The 18,340-nt window shown below is 70.2% G+C and carries 14 protein-coding genes and 2 tRNA genes; 12 read left to right on the top strand and 4 right to left on the bottom strand.

What is annotated here, in order from left to right; all coding sequences use genetic code 11:
* Positions 1 to 161 precede the first annotated feature (161 nt).
* Entirely contained in the window at positions 162 to 1,970 is a 1,809-nt protein-coding gene (locus tag AB0H32_RS04645; RefSeq protein WP_361114140.1) for a serine/threonine-protein kinase, read from the top strand.
* A 27-nt stretch (positions 1,971 to 1,997) separates the two neighbouring features.
* Here the strand turns inward: AB0H32_RS04645 and AB0H32_RS04640 are convergent, their stop codons facing one another.
* Positions 1,998 to 3,425: an amino acid permease gene (locus tag AB0H32_RS04640; protein WP_361114137.1), complete on the bottom strand. Its 1,428-nt coding sequence runs from the start codon at positions 3,423 to 3,425 to the stop codon at positions 1,998 to 2,000.
* 247 nt (positions 3,426 to 3,672) lie between these two features.
* On the opposite strand from AB0H32_RS04640, the gene AB0H32_RS04635 reads away from it, so the two are divergent.
* The gene (locus AB0H32_RS04635) at positions 3,673 to 4,158 is read left to right on the top strand and encodes a ribose-5-phosphate isomerase (RefSeq protein ID WP_361114134.1); all 486 of its coding nucleotides are present in this window, start codon (positions 3,673 to 3,675) and stop codon (positions 4,156 to 4,158) included.
* A gap of 620 nt (positions 4,159 to 4,778) precedes the next feature.
* Positions 4,779 to 5,588: a DNA-formamidopyrimidine glycosylase family protein gene (locus AB0H32_RS04630; RefSeq protein ID WP_361114131.1), complete on the top strand. Its 810-nt coding sequence runs from the start codon at positions 4,779 to 4,781 to the stop codon at positions 5,586 to 5,588.
* Between the two features lie 7 nt (positions 5,589 to 5,595).
* Here the strand turns inward: AB0H32_RS04630 and AB0H32_RS04625 are convergent, their stop codons facing one another.
* Positions 5,596 to 6,852: a GNAT family N-acetyltransferase gene (locus tag AB0H32_RS04625; RefSeq protein WP_361114128.1), complete on the bottom strand. Its 1,257-nt coding sequence runs from the start codon at positions 6,850 to 6,852 to the stop codon at positions 5,596 to 5,598.
* A 175-nt stretch (positions 6,853 to 7,027) separates the two neighbouring features.
* Here AB0H32_RS04625 and AB0H32_RS04620 point away from each other — a divergent pair, with 175 nt between their 5' ends.
* Both AB0H32_RS04620 and AB0H32_RS04615 read left to right on the top strand, forming a co-directional pair.
* Complete coding sequence (locus AB0H32_RS04620; RefSeq protein ID WP_361114125.1) at positions 7,028 to 8,200, top strand: PP2C family protein-serine/threonine phosphatase; 1,173 nt, start codon at positions 7,028 to 7,030, stop codon at positions 8,198 to 8,200.
* A 236-nt stretch (positions 8,201 to 8,436) separates the two neighbouring features.
* Positions 8,437 to 8,910, top strand: a complete 474-nt coding sequence (locus AB0H32_RS04615; protein ID WP_361114122.1) for an HD domain-containing protein — start codon at positions 8,437 to 8,439, stop codon at positions 8,908 to 8,910.
* An 88-nt stretch (positions 8,911 to 8,998) separates the two neighbouring features.
* Here the strand turns inward: AB0H32_RS04615 and AB0H32_RS04610 are convergent, their stop codons facing one another.
* Positions 8,999 to 10,114 carry an acyltransferase family protein gene (locus tag AB0H32_RS04610; protein WP_361114313.1) on the bottom strand — a complete coding sequence of 372 codons (1,116 nt, stop codon included), beginning with the start codon at positions 10,112 to 10,114 and terminating at the stop codon, positions 8,999 to 9,001.
* A gap of 514 nt (positions 10,115 to 10,628) precedes the next feature.
* Here AB0H32_RS04610 and AB0H32_RS04605 point away from each other — a divergent pair.
* Together AB0H32_RS04605 and AB0H32_RS04600 are read left to right on the top strand one after the other, a co-directional pair.
* Positions 10,629 to 10,823 carry a hypothetical protein gene (locus AB0H32_RS04605; RefSeq protein ID WP_361114119.1) on the top strand — a complete coding sequence of 65 codons (195 nt, stop codon included), beginning with the start codon at positions 10,629 to 10,631 and terminating at the stop codon, positions 10,821 to 10,823.
* Positions 10,824 to 10,880: 57 nt separating this feature from the next.
* Positions 10,881 to 13,031 (top strand): serine/threonine-protein kinase, encoded by a 2,151-nt coding sequence (locus tag AB0H32_RS04600; RefSeq protein ID WP_361114116.1) that lies wholly within the window; start codon positions 10,881 to 10,883, stop codon positions 13,029 to 13,031.
* A 172-nt stretch (positions 13,032 to 13,203) separates the two neighbouring features.
* On the opposite strand, the gene AB0H32_RS04595 is transcribed toward AB0H32_RS04600, so the two are convergent.
* Positions 13,204 to 13,274: transfer RNA gene (locus AB0H32_RS04595), tRNA-Gly, on the bottom strand.
* A 162-nt stretch (positions 13,275 to 13,436) separates the two neighbouring features.
* On the opposite strand from AB0H32_RS04595, the gene AB0H32_RS04590 reads away from it, so the two are divergent.
* From AB0H32_RS04590 to clpX, 5 genes are all read left to right on the top strand, one after another.
* Positions 13,437 to 13,513, top strand: a tRNA-Pro gene (locus AB0H32_RS04590).
* Positions 13,514 to 13,692: 179 nt separating this feature from the next.
* Entirely contained in the window at positions 13,693 to 15,087 is a 1,395-nt protein-coding gene (tig, locus tag AB0H32_RS04585; protein ID WP_361114113.1) for a trigger factor, read from the top strand.
* Between the two features lie 378 nt (positions 15,088 to 15,465).
* Entirely contained in the window at positions 15,466 to 16,071 is a 606-nt protein-coding gene (locus AB0H32_RS04580; RefSeq protein ID WP_361114310.1) for an ATP-dependent Clp protease proteolytic subunit, read from the top strand.
* Positions 16,072 to 16,141: 70 nt separating this feature from the next.
* Positions 16,142 to 16,807 (top strand): ATP-dependent Clp protease proteolytic subunit, encoded by a 666-nt coding sequence (locus tag AB0H32_RS04575; protein ID WP_361114307.1) that lies wholly within the window; start codon positions 16,142 to 16,144, stop codon positions 16,805 to 16,807.
* A gap of 170 nt (positions 16,808 to 16,977) precedes the next feature.
* Entirely contained in the window at positions 16,978 to 18,264 is a 1,287-nt protein-coding gene (gene clpX / locus AB0H32_RS04570) for an ATP-dependent Clp protease ATP-binding subunit ClpX (protein ID WP_361114110.1), read from the top strand.
* The last annotated feature ends 76 nt before the right edge of the window (positions 18,265 to 18,340 follow it).

The following is an 18,340-nucleotide window of genomic DNA, read 5'->3' as shown; positions in this document are numbered from 1 at the left end:
ACTTGAAGAGGTACCACAAGATTTCCCCGCACTATGCTGGTACGGCCTGAAGTGTGACGCCGTGGTTCAGCAGAGACGGTCGTTGAGGGGGGTGCGGCGCATTGCCGGGAAATGTGGGGGAAGCGGGAGAGGCGGGAGCCGGCGGGATTCCGGGACTGCTGGTGAACGCGCGCTATCGGCTGGTCGAAAGCATCGGGCAGGGGGGAATGGGACGGGTGTGGCGGGCGGTCGACGAAATACTCGACCGGCTGGTCGCGGTGAAGGAAATACGCATCGACGGATCGGACGCGGAGGACATCCGCACCCGCCGGGAACGCACCCTCCGCGAGGGCCGGGCGACCGCCCGGATCGACCACCCCAACGTCGTGCGCGTCTACGACGTGGTGGACGAGGGCGAACGCCTCTGGATCGTCATGGAGCTGGTGCCCGGGCGCTCACTGGAGCGGATGACGGCGGAGGAGGGACCGCTGAGTCCGCGGGAGACCGCGCGCGTCGGACTGGGCCTGGTGGCGGCCCTCGGCCAGGTCCACGCCGGGGGCGTACTGCACCGGGACATCAAACCGGGCAACGTCCTGGTCGAGGACGGGCCGGGCGGGGCCGGCCGCGCGGGCGGCGGGGCCGGGGCGGGCGGCTGGGGCGGCGCGGGCCGGGTGGTGCTCACGGACTTCGGTATCGCCGCGATCCAGGACGCCAAGGCCCTCACCATGGTCGGCATGCTCGTCGGCTCCCCCGACTACATGGCGCCCGAGCGCATCTCGGGCCGCCCGCAGGGCCCTCCGTCCGACCTGTGGTCCCTGGGCGCGACGCTCTGCGCGGCCCTGGCGGGCCACTCCCCGTTCTCCCGCGACTCCACCCTGGCGACCCTGCACGCCGTCCTCTACGAGGAACCCCGACTCCCGTCGGCGGCAGGCCCGTTGCACCCTCTCCTGACCGCTCTGCTGACGAAGGACCCGGCGTCCCGGCCCGCCCTCGCGGAGGTGGAAAGGGCCTTGCGGCAGGTGGCGTGTCCGGCAGGCCCCGACGGGCCCGCTCTCGCTCCGACGGCCGGCGGCCCCACGACCGCCACGTCACATCCGTCCGTCCCGGTCAGTCCGTCCGTCCCGGTCAGTCCGCCCGTTCCGGTCAGTCCGCCCGTTCCGGTCACTCCGGCCCTTCCCGTCAGTCCCGTCAGTCCCGTCAGTCCGGTCAGTCCGGCAGGTCCGGCCGATGTCTCCGTCGCGCGGGCCGGGGCGGTGACCGAGCGGCGCCGCGACACCTCGGTCGGAACGGTGGTTCCCGTGGCCTCCGGCGGCTCCCGCCGCACCGCGCTGACGGCCGCGCTCGGAGTCGTCGCCGTCGCCGTCGTGGTCGCCGTGCTGCTCGCCCTCCCGGGCGGGGGCAGCCGGGCGAAGGGCAACCGCGCCGGGGCAGCCCCTGCCGCCTCTGCCAGCACCGCCCCCTCCGCCGGCGCCGCGACCACCGGCTCCTCTCCCACCGAATCGCCTCCCACCAGCTCCTCTCCCGCGGGTGCCTCTCCGTCCGTCGAGGGCACCTCCCGGGCGCGGACCCTGCCGGCGGGTGCCCGGACGGAGGCGGGCGGGTTCGCATGGGTGCCGCCGCAGGGGTGGCGGCGGGACGTGAAGACGGCCGCCGAGGTGCACTACACCTCGCCCGACGGCCGCCAGGAACTCGTGGGCAAGTCCTCGCTGGCCCGGGGCGATCTCATGGACACTTGGCGACGCTCGGAGCAGAACGCCCGTGAGGGCCGGGACTACGTCAAGATCCGGCTGGGGGAGAGCACCTTCCAGGGGCACCCCGCGGTGGTCTGGGAGTACACCTTCACCCTCAAGGGCATCCCCTGGCACGCCCGCCTGCTCGGCTTCGACGCGGACGGGAAGTCGTACCAGATCAACACCTGGTACCAGCCGGACATCGAACCGCAGGCCCTGAAGACGTACAGCACGGTGAAGGAGACCTTCACCGTGCTGTGAGTCGAAGAGAGGGAACAGGAGGACGGATCAGGCCGTGGGGACCTTGTCGTTCACCTCGACCGCGGGCGCCTCGCTCGCGCGTCCCGCCGTCACCTTCTCCTTCACGACGGCGATCACCAGCACGATCGCCGCGACCATCAGGGACAGCAGCACGGTCGTACGGCCGCTGCTCTCGCCCTTGGTGTCGGTCAGCATGTAGCCGAGGACGAACACGATCAGGAAGATCGTCGCCCAGGTCAGGTACGGGTACAGCCACATCTTCACGACGAGCTTCTCCGGCGCCTCACGCTGGATGATCTTCCGCATGCGCAGCTGCGAGACGCAGATGGCCAGCCACACGAACAGGGCGACCGCACCGGAGGAGTTGACGAGGAAGAGGAAGATCGTCTTCGGGTACTCGTAGTTGAAGAAGACGGCCACGAAGCCGAAGACGACGGACGCGAGGATGGCCGCCATCGGGACGCCCCGGGAGGTGGTGCGGGCGAACGCCTTGGGGGCGTCACCGCGCTGGCCCAGCGAGAAGGCCATGCGGGAGGCCGTGTACAGACCCGAGTTGAGGCAGGACAGCACCGAGGTGAGAACGATGAAGTTCATGATCTCGCCGGCGTGCGCGATGCCGAGGGAGTCCAGGGCGGCGACGTACGAGCCGTTCTTCGCGATCGAGGGGTCGTTCCACGGCAGCAGGGAGACGACGACCAGGATCGAGCCCAGGTAGAAGACGCCGATACGCCAGATGATGCTGTTGGTCGACTTGGTGACCGCGCGCTGCGGGTCCTCGGACTCGCCGGCCGCCAGGGTCGCGATCTCGCTGCCCATGAAGGAGAAGACGACCAGCAGCACACCGGTGAGGATCGCGCCGGGCCCGTTCGGCAGGAAGCCGCCGTGGGAGGTCAGGTTGGAGAAGGTGGCCTTGTCGGCGTGGACGCCGGGCAGGACGCCGAAGATGGCGAGCAGGCCGACGACGATGAACGCGCCGATCGCGACGACCTTGATGCCGGCGAACCAGAACTCGAACTCGCCGTAGGAGCCGACCGAGACCAGGTTGGTCGCGGTCAGGACGGCCATCACGATGAGGGCCCAGCCCCACTGCGGGACGGCCGGTATCCAGCCCTCCAGGATCTTGGCGCCGGCGGTCGCCTCGACGGCGAGCACGACGACCCAGAAGAACCAGTAGAGCCAGCCGATGGAGAACCCGGCCCAGCGGCCGAGGGCGCGGTCGGCGTGCGCGGAGAAGGAGCCGGAGGTCGGGTTGGCGGCGGACATCTCGCCGAGCATGCGCATCACGAGGACGACGAGGGTGCCGACGAGGGCATAGGACAGCAGGATGCCGGGGCCCGCCGTGGCGATGCCCGAGCTGGAGCCGACAAAGAGCCCGGCACCGATCACGCCGCCGATGGCGATCATCGAGAGGTGACGGTTCTTGAGGCCTGCTTGAAGTCCGGAACCAGGGGTCATGGGACGGAATTCCTTTGCGCCGGTGGAGCGATTCCCGCACGAGAGGGGGTGCCGTTGTGGGGCGAAGTACGGGACCTCGCACGAGCGGTGTACGAGCCGGTCCAGTGAATCGGAGGCGAACGGATTCGGGAACCTCCGAATCCGGATTGTTACTTGAGGTTTCCTTGAGCTTCAATGGTCTGGCTCACATTTTTCCGCGCCGAGACCCGGGGCTGCTGCCCTGAATCGGGCGTGTCACACTCGTCCCATGCGCGTGTATCTCGGCTCCGACCATGCGGGCTACGAACTCAAGAACCACCTCGTCGAATGGCTCAAGGCGGCGGGGCACGAGCCCGTCGACTGCGGGCCCCACATCTACGACGCCCAGGACGACTACCCGCCCTTCTGTCTGCGTGCCGCGGAGAAGACGGCGGCGGACCCCGACGCCCTCGGCATCGTGATCGGCGGGTCCGGCAATGGGGAGCAGATCGCCGCGAACAAGGTGAAGGGGGTGCGGGCGGCGCTGGCCTGGAGCGAGGAGACGGCCTCGCTGGGCCGTCAGCACAACAACGCCAACGTGGTCGCGGTGGGTGCGCGGATGCACAGTCAGGAGGAGGCGACCAAGTTCGTCGAGGTCTTCCTGGGCACGCCGTTCACGGGTGATGAGCGTCACATCCGCCGCATCGACATGCTGTCGGACTACGAGACCAGCGGCGAGCTTCCGCCGATCCCGGCGCACCACCCGCAGCAGTAGCACCCCTGGGACCCCGTCGCCCACCCGCCCGACTCGGTCGGCCGGCAAGGGCAGGTGCGCGTGGATCCCGACCGGCGTACACAAGGGGCCTGAGGTCTGGGCGGACCTCAGCCCCTCCACCCACCCACCCGACAAGGGCAGGTACGGGTGAACCCCGGACGGGCTGCAGTCCCTCCCGCCATCCATCCGGCAAGGACAGGTACGGGTGAATCCCGGACGAACCTCCGCCCCCCGTCCATTCGCCCGCCCGCTTGCCTGACTCGGTCGGCCGGTGAGGGGTGGGTGCGGGGGGATCCCGGACGGGCCTTCGCTCCGCCCATTCATTCGTCGGCCCGTCCGCCTGGGACGGTCGCCGGTGAGGGTGGGTGCCGTTGGATCCCGGACGGGCCTTCGCCCCTCCCGTCCGTTCGCCCGCCCGTCCTTCCGACTCGGTCGGCCGGTGAAGGCGGGCGTGGTGGATCCTGGATGGTGTGCGCGGTGGGGGATCGGGGCTGGGCGGGTCTTCGGCTTTCCCGGTCGTTCGTTCGTGCCTGTGTCGGTCTCGCGCTCATTCGCCCGCCCCGCTGCCGACCGAGTCGGGTGGCGGGTGGGGCATATCGGTAGGAAAGGAAGCCTCAGCCTTGCCAGAAGGGCACACCATTCACCGGCTGGCCCAGGACTACGCCCGCTGCTTCCAGGGGACCGCCCCACGGGTGACCAGCCCCCAGGGCAAGTTCTCCGACGCCGCCGACCTGCTGAACGGCGCCCTCCTCACCCGTACCGAGGCCCACGGCAAACACCTCTTCCTGCGGTTCCGGGACGCCGACTGGATCCACATCCACCTCGGCCTCTTCGGCAAGGTCGGCTTCGGCGAAACCCCCGCACCCCCGCCGACCGACACCGTCCGCCTCCGCCTCGCGAACGACACCTCCTACGTCGACCTGCGCGGCCCCACCACCTGCGCCCTCATCACGGACGACGAGAAGCGCGCGATACACGACCGCCTCGGCCCCGACCCCCTGCGCGAGGACTCCGACCCGGCAGCCGCCTACGTCCGCATCCGCCGCAGCCGTACGACGATCGCCGCCCTCCTCATGGACCAGAAGGTCATCGCGGGCGTCGGCAACGTCTATCGCGCCGAGGTCCTCTTCCGGCACGGCATCGACCCGTACCGGGCGGGCAAGGACCTCACCCCGGCCGAGTGGGACGCCCTCTGGGCCGACCTCGTCGCGCTCATGCACGAGGGCGTGCGCAACAACCGCATCGACACCGTCCGCCCCGAGCACACCCCCGAGGCGATGGGACGCCCGCCCCGCGTGGACGACCACGGTGGCGAGGTGTACGTCTACCGCCGGGCAACCCTGCCCTGCCACATCTGCGGCACCGGGATCCGCACCGCCGACCTCGCCGCCCGCAACCTCTTCTGGTGCCCGGCCTGCCAGAGACCCTGACCGGACGCTAGAAGCCGTGCGGCAGCCACGGCACCACCGGTGAGCCGAACGCGATCGACGCCTCCGCCAGCGCTCCCTGCCGCAGCTCCCGCACCCGCCCGGCCGCCGCCAGCGACAGCAGGGTCACGCCACCGAGGTAGGCCGCCCCCAACTCCCGTACGGACAGGGACAGGTCGGCCTCGTCGGTGGTGCGCTCGCAGGACGCCCCCTTCGGGTCGCCGGTCAGCCGCCAACGCCCCGCGTTCCAGGGGCAGAAGGCGTCCTCGACCTCGAACACGACGTCCACCGGCGTCTGGTAGGTGCGCGCCGCCAGCGCCGGACCGACGTCGACGAGACGGACGTAGCAGGAGTCCCGCAGGTGCGGCCGGCAGCGCCGGATGTCGGAGACCAGGTACTGCCAGGCGTCGTCGAGCGGGCGTCCCCGCACGGTCAGGGTCGTCATCAGGTCGATGTCGAACAGGAAGCGCCACAGCGCCGCGTCGGTCGCGGGATCCAGCGCGGCGAGATCCTCCAGCGTCACGGTGCCGTCGTGCCCGCCCGGTCCCCAGCCGAGCTTGGTGCGGAAACGGGCGTACCCGGTGATCTCGCCGTCCCGCTCGGCGACCACGCACTGCAGCGCCGACGCCCCGTCCCGGTCGCTCTCCGGGTCGAGCAGCCCCGCCCTCTCCCAGCCGGGCTGCCGGGCCAGCATGCCGGGCCGCAGCGGCACCAGCGCCGCGTACACCGCCTCGCACGCGGCGAGGACGTCGGCCGGCTTCGCGTACCGCAGTCGTATCTCGTCGGTGCCGGCGGGCAGGGCCAGCGTCACCCGGGCCGTGTCGATCTCGGCGTTCAGATGGAAGGTCGCGGCTCCGTACCCGAAGCGGCCGTATATGGCGGGCTCGGAGGCGGTCAGCACCGCCAGCGGCTCGCCCAGGGCGCGCACGTCGTCCAGCTGGCGCCGCATCATCGAGGTCAGCACCCCGCGCCGCCGGTGCGTGGCCGCAACGCTGACCATGGTGACGCCGGCGGCGGGCACCAGGCCCCCGCCGGGCACGGTCATGCGGAAGCTGAAGGCCCCCGCCGTCCCGACGACGGCGTCCCCGTTCCGGACGACCAGCGAGCGGTCGAACTCGGTGAGCGATCTGTCCAGTTCACGCTCTTCGGCCGATGCAGGACCGGCACCGAAGGCGCGGACCAGATGGTCCCACCAGCCGTCCCATTCGTCCGGTCGCAGCACCTTCGTCTCGGCCGTCCGCAACTCGCTCGCACGTTCAGTCCCCATGAGTCATGCCTATCAGGGCATTGCGGGACGAGCCAGTGAATTTCTCCCGGTCGGCGGCGCGACGGCCCGCCGTGCCGTTCACTGTGAGGCCGAACCGCGAAGTTGGGTCTCTCACGGGGGACAAGTGGGACCTCCCGTGCCAAGCGGCGGGTCCGATGGATAGGGTCCCGAACTAATGACAGCAGGACGAGGGCGGTGCGCGAAGGCCGAGAAGTTCACGGCCCGGTGGAGGATGCAGTGGCACCGGGTCCGCGTAGGCCTGCGCAGGAGCGCCGTGGACTACTTCCGCGGCGACGGCTCCGACTGGATCGCCTTCGCCGGTCTGCTGCTCACCATCCCCGTCCTCGCCTCCGTCACGCTCGCCAACTCGGTGTGGTGCTCCCCGGCCACCCTGGTGCTCCCGATCGTCGCGGGCGGCCTGCTGCTGCGCCCGGCTAGCCTGCTCGGCCTGTACGCGGCGGCGGCCACCGCGCTGATCGTGGAGTCGGTGCGGCTCGGCCCGTACACGGAGGGGCCTTCGCGGGTCACCCCGGGCGTGGTCCTGGTGGTCGCCGCGTGCGGCTTCTTCGGGCTGCTGACCGCGCAGTTCCGCAGCCGGGTCGGCGTGCCCTGGCGGCGCGGCGGCACCATGCTCTTCGACCTGCGCGAGCGCATCCGGGTACAGAGCAAGCTGCCGAAGCTGCCGCAGGGCTGGCACCACGAGATGGCGCTGCGTCCGGCGGGTGGCCAGTCCTTCTCCGGCGACTTCGTCGTCGCGGCCCGGACGAACGGCGGCCGCACCCTGGAGGTCGTCCTCACGGACGTGTCCGGCAAGGGCATGGACGCGGGGTCGCGTGCGCTGCTGCTGTCGGGGGCGTTCGGGGGCCTGCTGGGCTCCCTTCCCCCGCACGCCTTCCTCCCGGCCGCGAACGGCTATCTGCTCCGCCAGGACTGGGACGAGGGCTTCGCCACCTCAATCCACCTGGTCCTCGACCTGGACTCCGGCGACTACGAGCTGTACTCCGCGGGCCATCCGCCGGGCCTGCAGCTGAGCGCGGGCAGCGGCCGCTGGGAGGAGAAGGCCGCCGACGGTCCACTGCTGGGCGTGTACGACCTCGCCCAGTTCGACTCCGTGAAGGGCTCGCTGCGGCCCGGGGACGTGCTGATGCTGTTCACGGACGGCCTGGTGGAGACCTCCGACCGGGACATCGTCGAGGGCATCGACCGGCTCACCGGCGAGGCCGACCGCTATGTCGCCGGCGGCTTCCACGGGGCCGCCTGGCACCTCATCGAGGCGGTCGCGAAGGACGTCAACGACGACCGCGCACTGCTGCTGATCTGCCGCGAGGCGTCGGCCTCCGCCCGCTGAACCGCCACGGCAGGCGGTGCCGCCCCGGCCTCACGGAGCCGTCGTGCTCAGCCGCTCCGGCTCCGAGGAAGCGTCGTGCTCAGACGCCCCGGCTTCACGGAGCCGTTGTGCTCAGACGCCCCGGCTTCACGGAGCCGTTGTGCTCAGACGCCCCGGCTTCACGGAGCCGTCGTGTCCGGCCCGGCCGCGGGCACGGTCCCGGACCGGGCGGCGCTGCGCCGGGAGACACTGGAGGGGTGACCGAGACGCACCTCACCCTGACAGAGGTCGAGAACCTCGCCCGCACGGCCCACGCGGGCCAGACCGACAAGGCGGGGCGGCCGTACGCCGAACACCTCGCGGCCGTCGCCGGGGGCGTGCGAGCCCGCGGCGGGGACGCCGAGCAGATCGCGGCGGCCTGGCTGCACGACGCCGTCGAGGACGAGGCGCTGTCGGAGGAGTGGCTGACGTCGGCCGCGCTCTCCGCGCGCACCAAGGCCGTCGTACGTGCCCTCACCAAGAGGCCGGGGGAGGAGCCGGAGGCGTACGCACGCCGGATCCTCGCCACCCCGGGCGCGCTGCTGGTGAAGGAGGCCGACCTGGCCCACAATGCCGACCCGGCCCGCCTCGCCGTCCTCGACGGGCCGACCCGGGAACGACTGACCGAGAAGTACGGGCGGATGCGCGCACTTCTCGGTCTTGAGCGTCCCGAGCGCCTCGAACAGGGCTGAGCCAGGAGCGCGCCCTGCATGAGCCGGGAGCGCGCCCTGCATGAGCCGGGAGCGAGCCGGGAGCGAGCCCGGTCCGGGGCGGCGTGGGCTAGACGCCGACCTTCTCGCGCCCGCGCTCCGGCTTCTGGCGCTCGCGGGCCAGCTCGGCCGCGTCCTGCCTGAAGGCCCATTCCATCTTCGGCTCCATCGCGAAGCGGAACGCCCGCTGCACCGGCCGGGTGCACAGCACCGTGACGACGGCGGCCGCGAGGACGGTCACCAGGATCTCGCCGAGCGGACGGTGCAGCCAGGCGTGGTCGAACCAGCCGCGGTAGTCGGCGAACTTCACCAGGAAGCCGTGCAGCAGATAGCCGTACAGGGTGCCCGCACCCAGCGCCGTGAACCACATCCTGCGGCGCGGCACCCAGGCGAAGAAGCAGGCCGTCAGCAGCAGGGAGCAGCCCATCATCGCGAGGACCATCACCGGGCCGCACCACCACGGGGCGCCCAGCTCCTGCGCGGAGTCGCGGTGGTAGAACCACGCGGTGTTCATGCGGGGCACCGCCCACCAGCCGACCGCGAGGGCGGCGGCGAACACCGGCACCGAGGCGATCCGCACCCAGCGGCGGCGCACCAGCTGGAAGTGCTCGGGCTTCATGGTCAGGCCGAGCACGAAGTAGGGCAGGAACTGCAGGACCCGCTGGAGGTCGAGGTCGTCACCGATGCTGGGGGTGACGGTGGCCAGCATGGCCACGCCGATGGCGACCGGGAGCGGCCAGCGCACCAGTTTCCAGATGGGCGTGGTGAGCCGCCAGACGAGCAGGGCCACCAGGAACCAGGTCAGGTACCAGGGATCGAGGAGGCTGATCTCCTCGTGGGAGCCCACGACGGCGTTCTTGAAGAGCGGGTAGGCCGTCTCGAAGACGACGTACGGCACGGCGACACCGGTGATCAGCCGTTTCAGGCGGTCCGGGCGCATGTCGAAACTGCGGGAGAAGAAGCCGGAAATGATGATGAACGCCGGCATGTGGAAGGTGTACACGACGGTGTACACGCCCTCCAGGATCCGGCTGTCGCCCTTCAGCGGCTCCCAGGCGTGGCCCATCGCGACGAGCACGATCGCCAGGTACTTGGCGTTGTCGAAGAAGGAGTCGCGCTGTTTGCCCGGTCTGTCCGCCGCCGGCCGCCGACTCTGCGTACTCGTCGGGGTGCGCGGACTGGGCACTCCGTCCGCCGGCGGCTGTGCCGGGGGGAGCGGGCTGCGGTTCTGGCCGGGGGACGAGGCGGCGTCAAACATCTCAGGCACCCTAGCGTCGACTGTGGGATTTCGTAAAACCCCCCGTGGTCATTCCTGGTTATCACCTCCGGATACCCGCTGATTTCCATAACTTGCCGCCCCTGTCCACGTGATGGTGGGCACATCGAAGCCCACCGTTCACCCGTGATGTCCCAATTCATCCCGACTAAATAGGGCATACGACGCCTCTGTGTCATCAATTCGAATTACCTGCGCACAAGATGTGTGGACACGGCAATGAAGGCGCGCAATTCCCCCCGGCGCTGCGCATGGGTGCTCTGTCGAATTGCTGTGCGTCCCCTCGCCCGCGCCGCGGATGCTTGTTCAACGTTGCGTCACGAGCCGCATGGTGCGGGCGGGTTGGTGGCACGATGGTTGACGGCGGGGGTGCGCGGGGTACCTCCGGGCCGGGAGAGCGGTCCGACCGAAGGTGTGATCAGTTGTGGCCATTTCACTGTCCGTGGTGCTGCTGTTGGCGATCATCCTTGTGGTAATGATCCGAGGGGGAAACATCAAGACCGGCCCGGCCATCGTCGCCGTGCTCTTCGGGTTCTTCCTCGCCTCGACCGGCATGGCGCCGTCCATCAACCGGTTCCTGAACTCGATAGCGGAGACCATCAACCAGATCAACTTCTGACCCGGTGGGGCGGGCCGGCGGAGTTGAACAACTGAAACAGCGGGGGGACGTACCGGGATGGCGCTGCGCGACTCGGATCCGGTGGACGTGGGCGGTTACCGGATCGAGGACCGCCTCGGCAGCGGCGGCATGGGCGTGGTCTACCTGGCCCGCTCGGCCTCCGGCCGCCGGCTCGCCCTGAAGGTCGTCCACGCCCAGTACGCCGACGACGACGAGTTCCGCGCCCGCTTCAGCCGCGAAGTGGCCGCCGCCCGCCAGGTAAGCGGCGCCTTCACGGCGCCCGTGGTGGACGCGGACGCCGACGCGCCCCGCCCCTGGATGGCCACGCTCTACATCCCCGGCGAGGACCTCGGCACCCATGTCCGCCGTCACGGCCCGCTGCCACCCCACCGGCTGCGCGAACTCGCCGCCGGCCTCGCCGAGGCCCTGCGCGACATCCACGGCGCCGGCGTGGTCCACCGCGACCTGAAACCGGCCAACGTGATGCTCGCGGAGGACGGCCCCCGGGTCATCGACTTCGGCGTCTCCCGCGCCGCCGACTTCGCCCCCGCCGACGCCCTCACCCAGACCGGCCGCGTGATGGGCACCCCGCCCTTCATGTCCCCCGAGCAGTTCACCTCCCCGCACGAGGTCGGCCCCGCGTCCGACATCTTCGCCCTCGGCGCGGTCCTGGTGTACGCGGCCACCCGGCGCGGTCCGTTCGACAGCGCGAACCCCTGGGAGACGGCGACGAAGGTCGTCGAGGGTGAAGCCGAACTCGACGGCCTCCCCGACGATCTTCTCCCCTTCGTCCGCCTCTGCCTGGAAAAGCACCCCAAGTCCCGCCCGACCCCGGACGAACTCCTGACCCTGCTCCGCGAGGGCCGGCTGCCCGGGCCGAGGCCGGAACCGGAGTCGCCGGACGCCACCGAGCCGGTCCGGCCGCGCCGGCGCCGCCGGTGGTGGCTGACGGCCGGGGCCGTCACCGCCGTCCTGGCCGCGGTCGCCGGTACGACGGTCGCCGTCACACGCGGCGGCGACGGCGCCCCCGGCAACCTCCCGGCCGGATGGCACGCCTGGCACCGGCAGTCGAAGGAACCGAGCACCGGTGCCGAGGCATCCGGCGACAGCGCCTTCAGCCGGTGCGCCGCCGCCGGCGCCTCCCTGGTGTGCGCCGGCGACAGCCTCATGGCGACCCGTTTCGCCCTGGCCGACGGCCGCAACACCTGGACCTATCCGCTCGACCCCACGCCCACCGACAACGGCGGCGGCTTCGGTGGCACGGTCATCGGCACCCACGGCGGCGTCGTCTACGTCTGGGGCGCCGACGACCACACGCCCAAGGGCGACACGGACACCACCCTGACCCGTTACTCGGTCCAGGCGGTCAGGGCCGACACCGGCAAGGTGCTGTGGAGGACGGTCACCGGCGACGGCGACACGGCGATCGGCGGCGACGGGGGCTATGCCGCGGCCACGGCCCAGGGAGTCGTCACGGTCCTCGGCGACAAGGGTGAGTCGTACGCCCTGCTGGGCGCCTCCGACGGCAGGATCCGCTGGAAGCACCCCCTGCCGTACTCGGGCGCGGACCAGAGGGGCGCCTGCCAGCTGAGCGGCGCCGCGGGGCACGTGTACCTCCTGTGCGGAGCCTTCGGCAAGGGGTACGAGGTCATCCGCACGAGCATCGCCCAGCTCGACCCGGCAACCGGCAGGCCCCGGTGGTCGGTGTCCGCCAAGGGTGCGCTGAACCTCCTGGGCGAGAGCGGCGGCCACCTCGTGCTGTCCGACTCGGACGGCAAGCTGCGCACCCTGACCCTGCTCGACATCTCCTCGCACGTCCTGACGGTCGTGAAGCTGTCCCACACCGAGTCCGCCATGAGCGGCGTCTACCTGGAGAACGGGACCGTCTACCTCACCTTCACCAGCGGCAGCGTCCACGCGTTCTCGCCGCGCACCGGCCGGCTGCTGTGGCGGAGCAATTCCACCGTCGAGCAGCCCGGCGCCCCGACGGCCACGTCCACCCGCCTCTACCTGGCCTCCCCGACCGGCCGTCTGGCCGCCCTCGACGCCGCCACCGGCAAGGTCCTGGCCACCCTCCCGGGCCGCGACGACGGCGGCACCGCCGACTCGACCGGCTCGGCCGGCGCGCCCCTGGTCCGCGTCGGCGACGCCCTCTACGTGCCCTACGGCCTCCGCTCCGTGTTCACGGTGAACATCAGGGACCTGTGAGTCCGCCGGGGCGTGCGAGGCCGGTGGGGCAGGCCCTGCGAGGTCCGAGAGAGCCTGTGAGGTCCGGGAGAGCCTGTGAGGACCGCGGGAACCTGTGACGTCCGCGAGCCCCGGAAAAACGGCCAGGGGCCCGGCTCCGCCGAAGCGTAAACCGGGCTCCCGGGCCGTACAGAGCGGGCGACGGGAATCGAACCCGCGTAGCTAGTTTGGAAGACTAGGGCTCTACCATTGAGCTACGCCCGCAGCAGCGCACCGCAGGTCGGTGACCGCGGCACTGCAGAGCATCGTAGCGGGTCGCCCGCCGCGGAGGCCAACGTGTTGGACTGCGGGGATGCCGTGTGCGCGGCGGTGGACAAAGCGGCCGACGGATACGGCCGGGGCATGTACCCTACGTGTCGCACCAGACGGGGTGTGGCGCAGCTTGGTAGCGCGTCCGCTTTGGGAGCGGAAGGCCGTGGGTTCAAATCCCGCCACCCCGACCACCGGCTCACGTCACTGTCATGATCGCCTTTTGGGGCGTTGAGCGGCTGCGGTTACTATGCAAGCTGCGCGCCCGTGTGTCCCGGCCCACTCGGCCTACGAACTCCTCCGGGCGGCGAAATCCGCCGGACCAGTCTGGCTCCGGCAGAAACCAAGAAGTCAGCCACAAGGAGACCGAACCGTGAAGAGCGCCGTGGAGACCCTGAACCCGACCCGGGTTCGGCTCACTGTCGAGGTGCCCTTCGAGGAGCTCAAGGACAGCCTCGACGCGGCGTACAAGAAGATCAACCAGCAGGTCACGGTGAAGGGCTTCCGCAAGGGCAAGATCCCGGCCCGCGTCATCGACCAGCGGTTCGGCCGCGGTGCGGTGCTGGAGGAGGCCGTCAACGACGCGCTTCCGAAGTTCTACACCGAGGCGGTCAACGAGGCCGAGCTGAGCCCGCTGGGCCAGCCCGACGTCGACATCACCGAGCTGAAGGACGGCGAGACGCTGAACTTCACCGCCGAGGTCGACGTCCGCCCGGCCCTGGAGATCCCGGACTACTCCGGCATCGAGGTCGAGGTCGACGCCGTCGAGGTCACCGACGAGGACATCGAGAAGTCGGTCGAGCAGCTCCGTGAGCGCTTCGCCTCCACCTCCCCGGTCGAGCGCGCCGCCGAGGACGGCGACGTGGTCACCGTCGACCTGGAGGCCAAGGTCGACGGCGAGGTCCTGGAGGACGGCATCGCCAACGGCGTCTCCTACACCATCGGCTCCGGCGAGCTGCTGGACGGCATCGACGACGCCGTGAAGGGCCTGGAGGCCGGTGGCGAGGCCACCTTCGCCTCCGAGCTGAAGGGCGGCTCCGCCGCGGGCAAGGAGGCCGAGGTCTCCGTCAAGGTCACCCAGGTCGCCGCCCGTGAACTGCCCGAGCTGGACGACGAGTTCGCGCAGCTCGCCTCCGAGTTCGACACCCTGGACGAGCTGAAGGCCGACAGCCGCAAGCGCCTGGCCAACATGAAGCAGTACGACCAGGCCACCCAGGCCCAGGAGCGCGTCCTGGAGAAGCTCCTCGAGCTGGTCGAGGTCCCGGTCCCCGAGAAGCTGCTCGAGGACGAGATCAACACCCGCAAGCACAACCTGGAGCACCACCAGCTCGGCCAGATGGGCCTGACCCTCGACAAGTACCTGGAGATCCAGGGCAAGACCGCCGAGGAGTTCGACACCGAGACCCGCGAGGCCGCGGTCAAGGGCATCAAGACCCAGTTCGTCCTCGACGAGCTGGTCAAGAAGGAGAACCTCAACGTCAGCCAGGAGGAGCTCACCGAGCACCTCATGCGGCGTGCGGCCTCCTCCGGCATGTCCCCCGACCAGTTCGCCCAGGCCGTCGTCGAGGGCGGCCAGGTTCCGCTCCTGGTCGGCGAGGTCGCCCGCGGCAAGGCCCTGGCCGTCGTGGTCGAGGCCGCCACGGTGAAGGACACCAACGGCGAGGTCGTCGACCTGGAGGACGAGGACGAGACCGAGGCCGCCATCGAGACGGTCGAGGCCGCCGAGGGCGCCACCGAGGGCACGGACGAGGAGAAGGCCGAGGGCTGAGCCCTGCGGCGCCTCTGACGACGTACACGGGCCCCGGGGACTTCCCCGGGGCCCGTTCGTCGTACCGGCCCGGCACGGCCGACCTCGGGGGGCGGGGCCGTATCGACGGGCGGCTCCGCCGCGGGGGGCGCGACCGGCCACCGCGCGCCCGCACCCGGCGGTGCGCCGCACCTCGACGGCGCTACGCCCCCGGCGAACACCCGCTTCTCCGGGATTCCCCGAAGGGACCCGCGCGTTAGGGTCCATGAATACGGGGGCAGGGGAGTCTCCTGAAGCCCCCCGGCAGGACCTCGCGGGGAACACGCAGGACCCCGCGGGGAACAGGTGAGACGGCCCGGCGCCGTCGCAAGACGAGCAGGTGGATACGTGACGAATCTGATGCCCTCCGCCGCCGGCGAGCCCTCCATCGGTGGTGGCCTCGGCGACCAGGTCTACAACCGGCTGCTCAACGAGCGGATCATCTTCCTCGGCCAGCAGGTCGACGATGACATCGCCAACAAGATCACTGCACAGCTGCTGCTCCTTGCCGCCGACCCGGACAAGGACATCTACCTGTACATCAACAGCCCCGGCGGCTCGGTGACGGCCGGCATGGCGATCTACGACACCATGCAGTACATCCCGAACGACGTGGTCACGATCGGCATGGGCATGGCGGCCTCGATGGGCCAGTTCCTGCTCACCGGCGGCACCGCCGGCAAGCGCTTCGCCCTGCCGCACACCGACATCATGATGCACCAGGGCTCCGCGGGCCTGGGCGGTACGGTCTCGGACATCAAGATCCAGGCCCAGTACCTGTTGCGCACCAAGAAGACCATGTCCGAGCTGACCGCGCTGCACTCCGGCCAGACCGTCGAGACGATCGTCCGCGACGGCGACCGCGACCGCTGGTTCACCCCGGAAGAGGCCAAGGAGTACGGTCTCATTGACGAGATCATCACGCACGCCTCGGGTGTTCCGGGAGGCGGCGGCACCGGTGCCTGACCGGCCCGGCCACGCCATGCACCGCCACGACCCCAGCCCCCAGAACGCCACCAGGACGGTGAACACCCTCATGAACAACTTCCACGGCGCCGCCAGCGGCATGTACGAAGGGCCCCGGCCCGACAGCCGCTATGTCATTCCGCGTTTCGTCGAGCGCACCTCCCAGGGCATCCGCGAGTACGACCCGTACGCGAAGCTCTTCGAGGAGCGCGTGATCTTCCTGGGCGTCCAGATCGACGACGCCTCCGCCAACGACGTCATGGCGCAGCTGCTGTGCCTGGAGTCGATGGACCCCGACCGGGACATCTCGATCTACATCAACAGCCCCGGCGGCGACATGACCGCCCTCACGGCGATCTACGACACGATGCAGTTCGTGAAGCCCGACATCCAGACGGTGTGCATGGGCCAGGCGGCCTCCGCCGCGGCCATCCTGCTCGCCGCCGGTACGCCGGGCAAGCGCATGGCGCTGCCGAACTCGCGCGTGCTGATCCACCAGCCCGCCGGCTCCACCGGCCGCGGTCAGCTCTCCGACCTGGAGATCATCGCCAACGAGTTCACCCGGATGCGTGACCAGCTGGAGACCATGCTGGCCAAGCACTCCAACCGGCCGATCGAGAAGGTCCGCGAGGACATCGAGCGCGACAAGATCCTCACCGCCGAGGAAGCGCTCGAGTACGGCATCGTCGACCAGATCATCTCCACCCGGAAGATGAACAACGAATCCGTCCGCTGACTCTGAGCGGCGACTCGCGGGACCCCTTGGCAGGGTCCACGTCAAAGTGAACCCTGCCAAGGGGGACCCGAACACAGGCCCCGGCAAGGTACCGTCGGACATAAGGCAGCACCAGGAGCCGCTGGACTCGAAAGCGTCCGGGCGTCTCCCAGGCGAAGGGGAAGCACACCGTGGCACGCATCGGTGACGGCGGCGATCTGCTCAAGTGCTCGTTCTGCGGCAAGAGCCAGAAGCAGGTCAAGAAGCTCATCGCAGGGCCCGGTGTGTACATCTGCGACGAGTGCATCGATCTCTGCAACGAGATCATCGAGGAGGAACTCGCCGAGACGAGCGAGGTGCGCTGGGAGGAACTCCCCAAGCCCCGCGAGATCTACGAGTTCCTGGAGGGCTACGTGGTCGGCCAGGAGCCCGCCAAGAAAGCCCTCTCGGTCGCGGTGTACAACCACTACAAGCGGGTCCAGGCGGGCGAGAACGGCGGCGCCCAAGGCCGCGACGACGCCATCGAGTTGGCGAAGTCCAACATCCTGCTCCTCGGCCCCACGGGCTCCGGCAAGACCCTGCTCGCGCAGACCCTGGCCCGCATGCTGAACGTCCCCTTCGCGATCGCCGACGCCACCGCGCTGACGGAGGCGGGCTACGTCGGCGAGGACGTCGAGAACATCCTGCTGAAGCTGATCCAGGCGGCCGACTACGACGTCAAGAAGGCCGAGACCGGGATCATCTACATCGACGAGATCGACAAGGTCGCGAGGAAGAGTGAGAACCCTTCCATCACCCGCGACGTCTCGGGCGAGGGAGTCCAGCAGGCCCTGCTGAAGATCCTGGAGGGCACCACGGCCTCCGTCCCGCCCCAGGGCGGCCGCAAGCACCCCCACCAGGAGTTCATCCAGATCGACACGACGAACGTCCTGTTCATCGTGGGTGGCGCCTTCGCGGGCCTGGAGAAGATCATCGAGTCCCGGGCGGGCGCGAAGGGCATCGGCTTCGGCGCCACGATCCGCTCCAAGCGCGAGCTGGAGTCCAAGGACGTCTTCGAGGACGTCATGCCGGAGGACCTGGTCAAGTTCGGCATGATCCCGGAGTTCATCGGCCGCCTGCCCGTGATCACGAGCGTCCACAACCTCGACCGCGAGGCCCTGCTCCAGATCCTCGTCGAGCCCCGCAACGCGCTCGTCAAGCAGTACCAGCGCCTCTTCGAACTCGACGGCGTGGAACTGGACTTCGAGCGTGAGGCCCTGGAGGCCATCGCCGACCAGGCCATCCTCCGCCAGACCGGCGCCCGCGGCCTGCGCGCCATCATGGAGGAGGTCCTCATGTCGGTGATGTACGAGGTCCCGTCCCGCAAGGACGTCGCCCGAGTCGTCATCACGGCGGACGTGGTCCACTCCAACGTCAACCCGACCCTGATCCCGCGGGACGCACGGGGGCGGGGGGCGGGGGAGCAGAAGACGGCATAAGCGGTCCGAAACGAAGAGGAAGGGGCGCCCCGTGAATCCGGGCGCCCCTTCGGCTGTCACTCCCCTATGACGTGGC

The sequence above is a fragment of the Streptomyces sp. NPDC020362 genome (genome assembly GCF_040642095.1).
In the GTDB taxonomy this organism is placed as follows: domain Bacteria; phylum Actinomycetota; class Actinomycetes; order Streptomycetales; family Streptomycetaceae; genus Streptomyces.
Note: the sequence above shows the minus strand (reverse complement) of the source record. Positions and strands in the feature narration are given on the sequence as shown.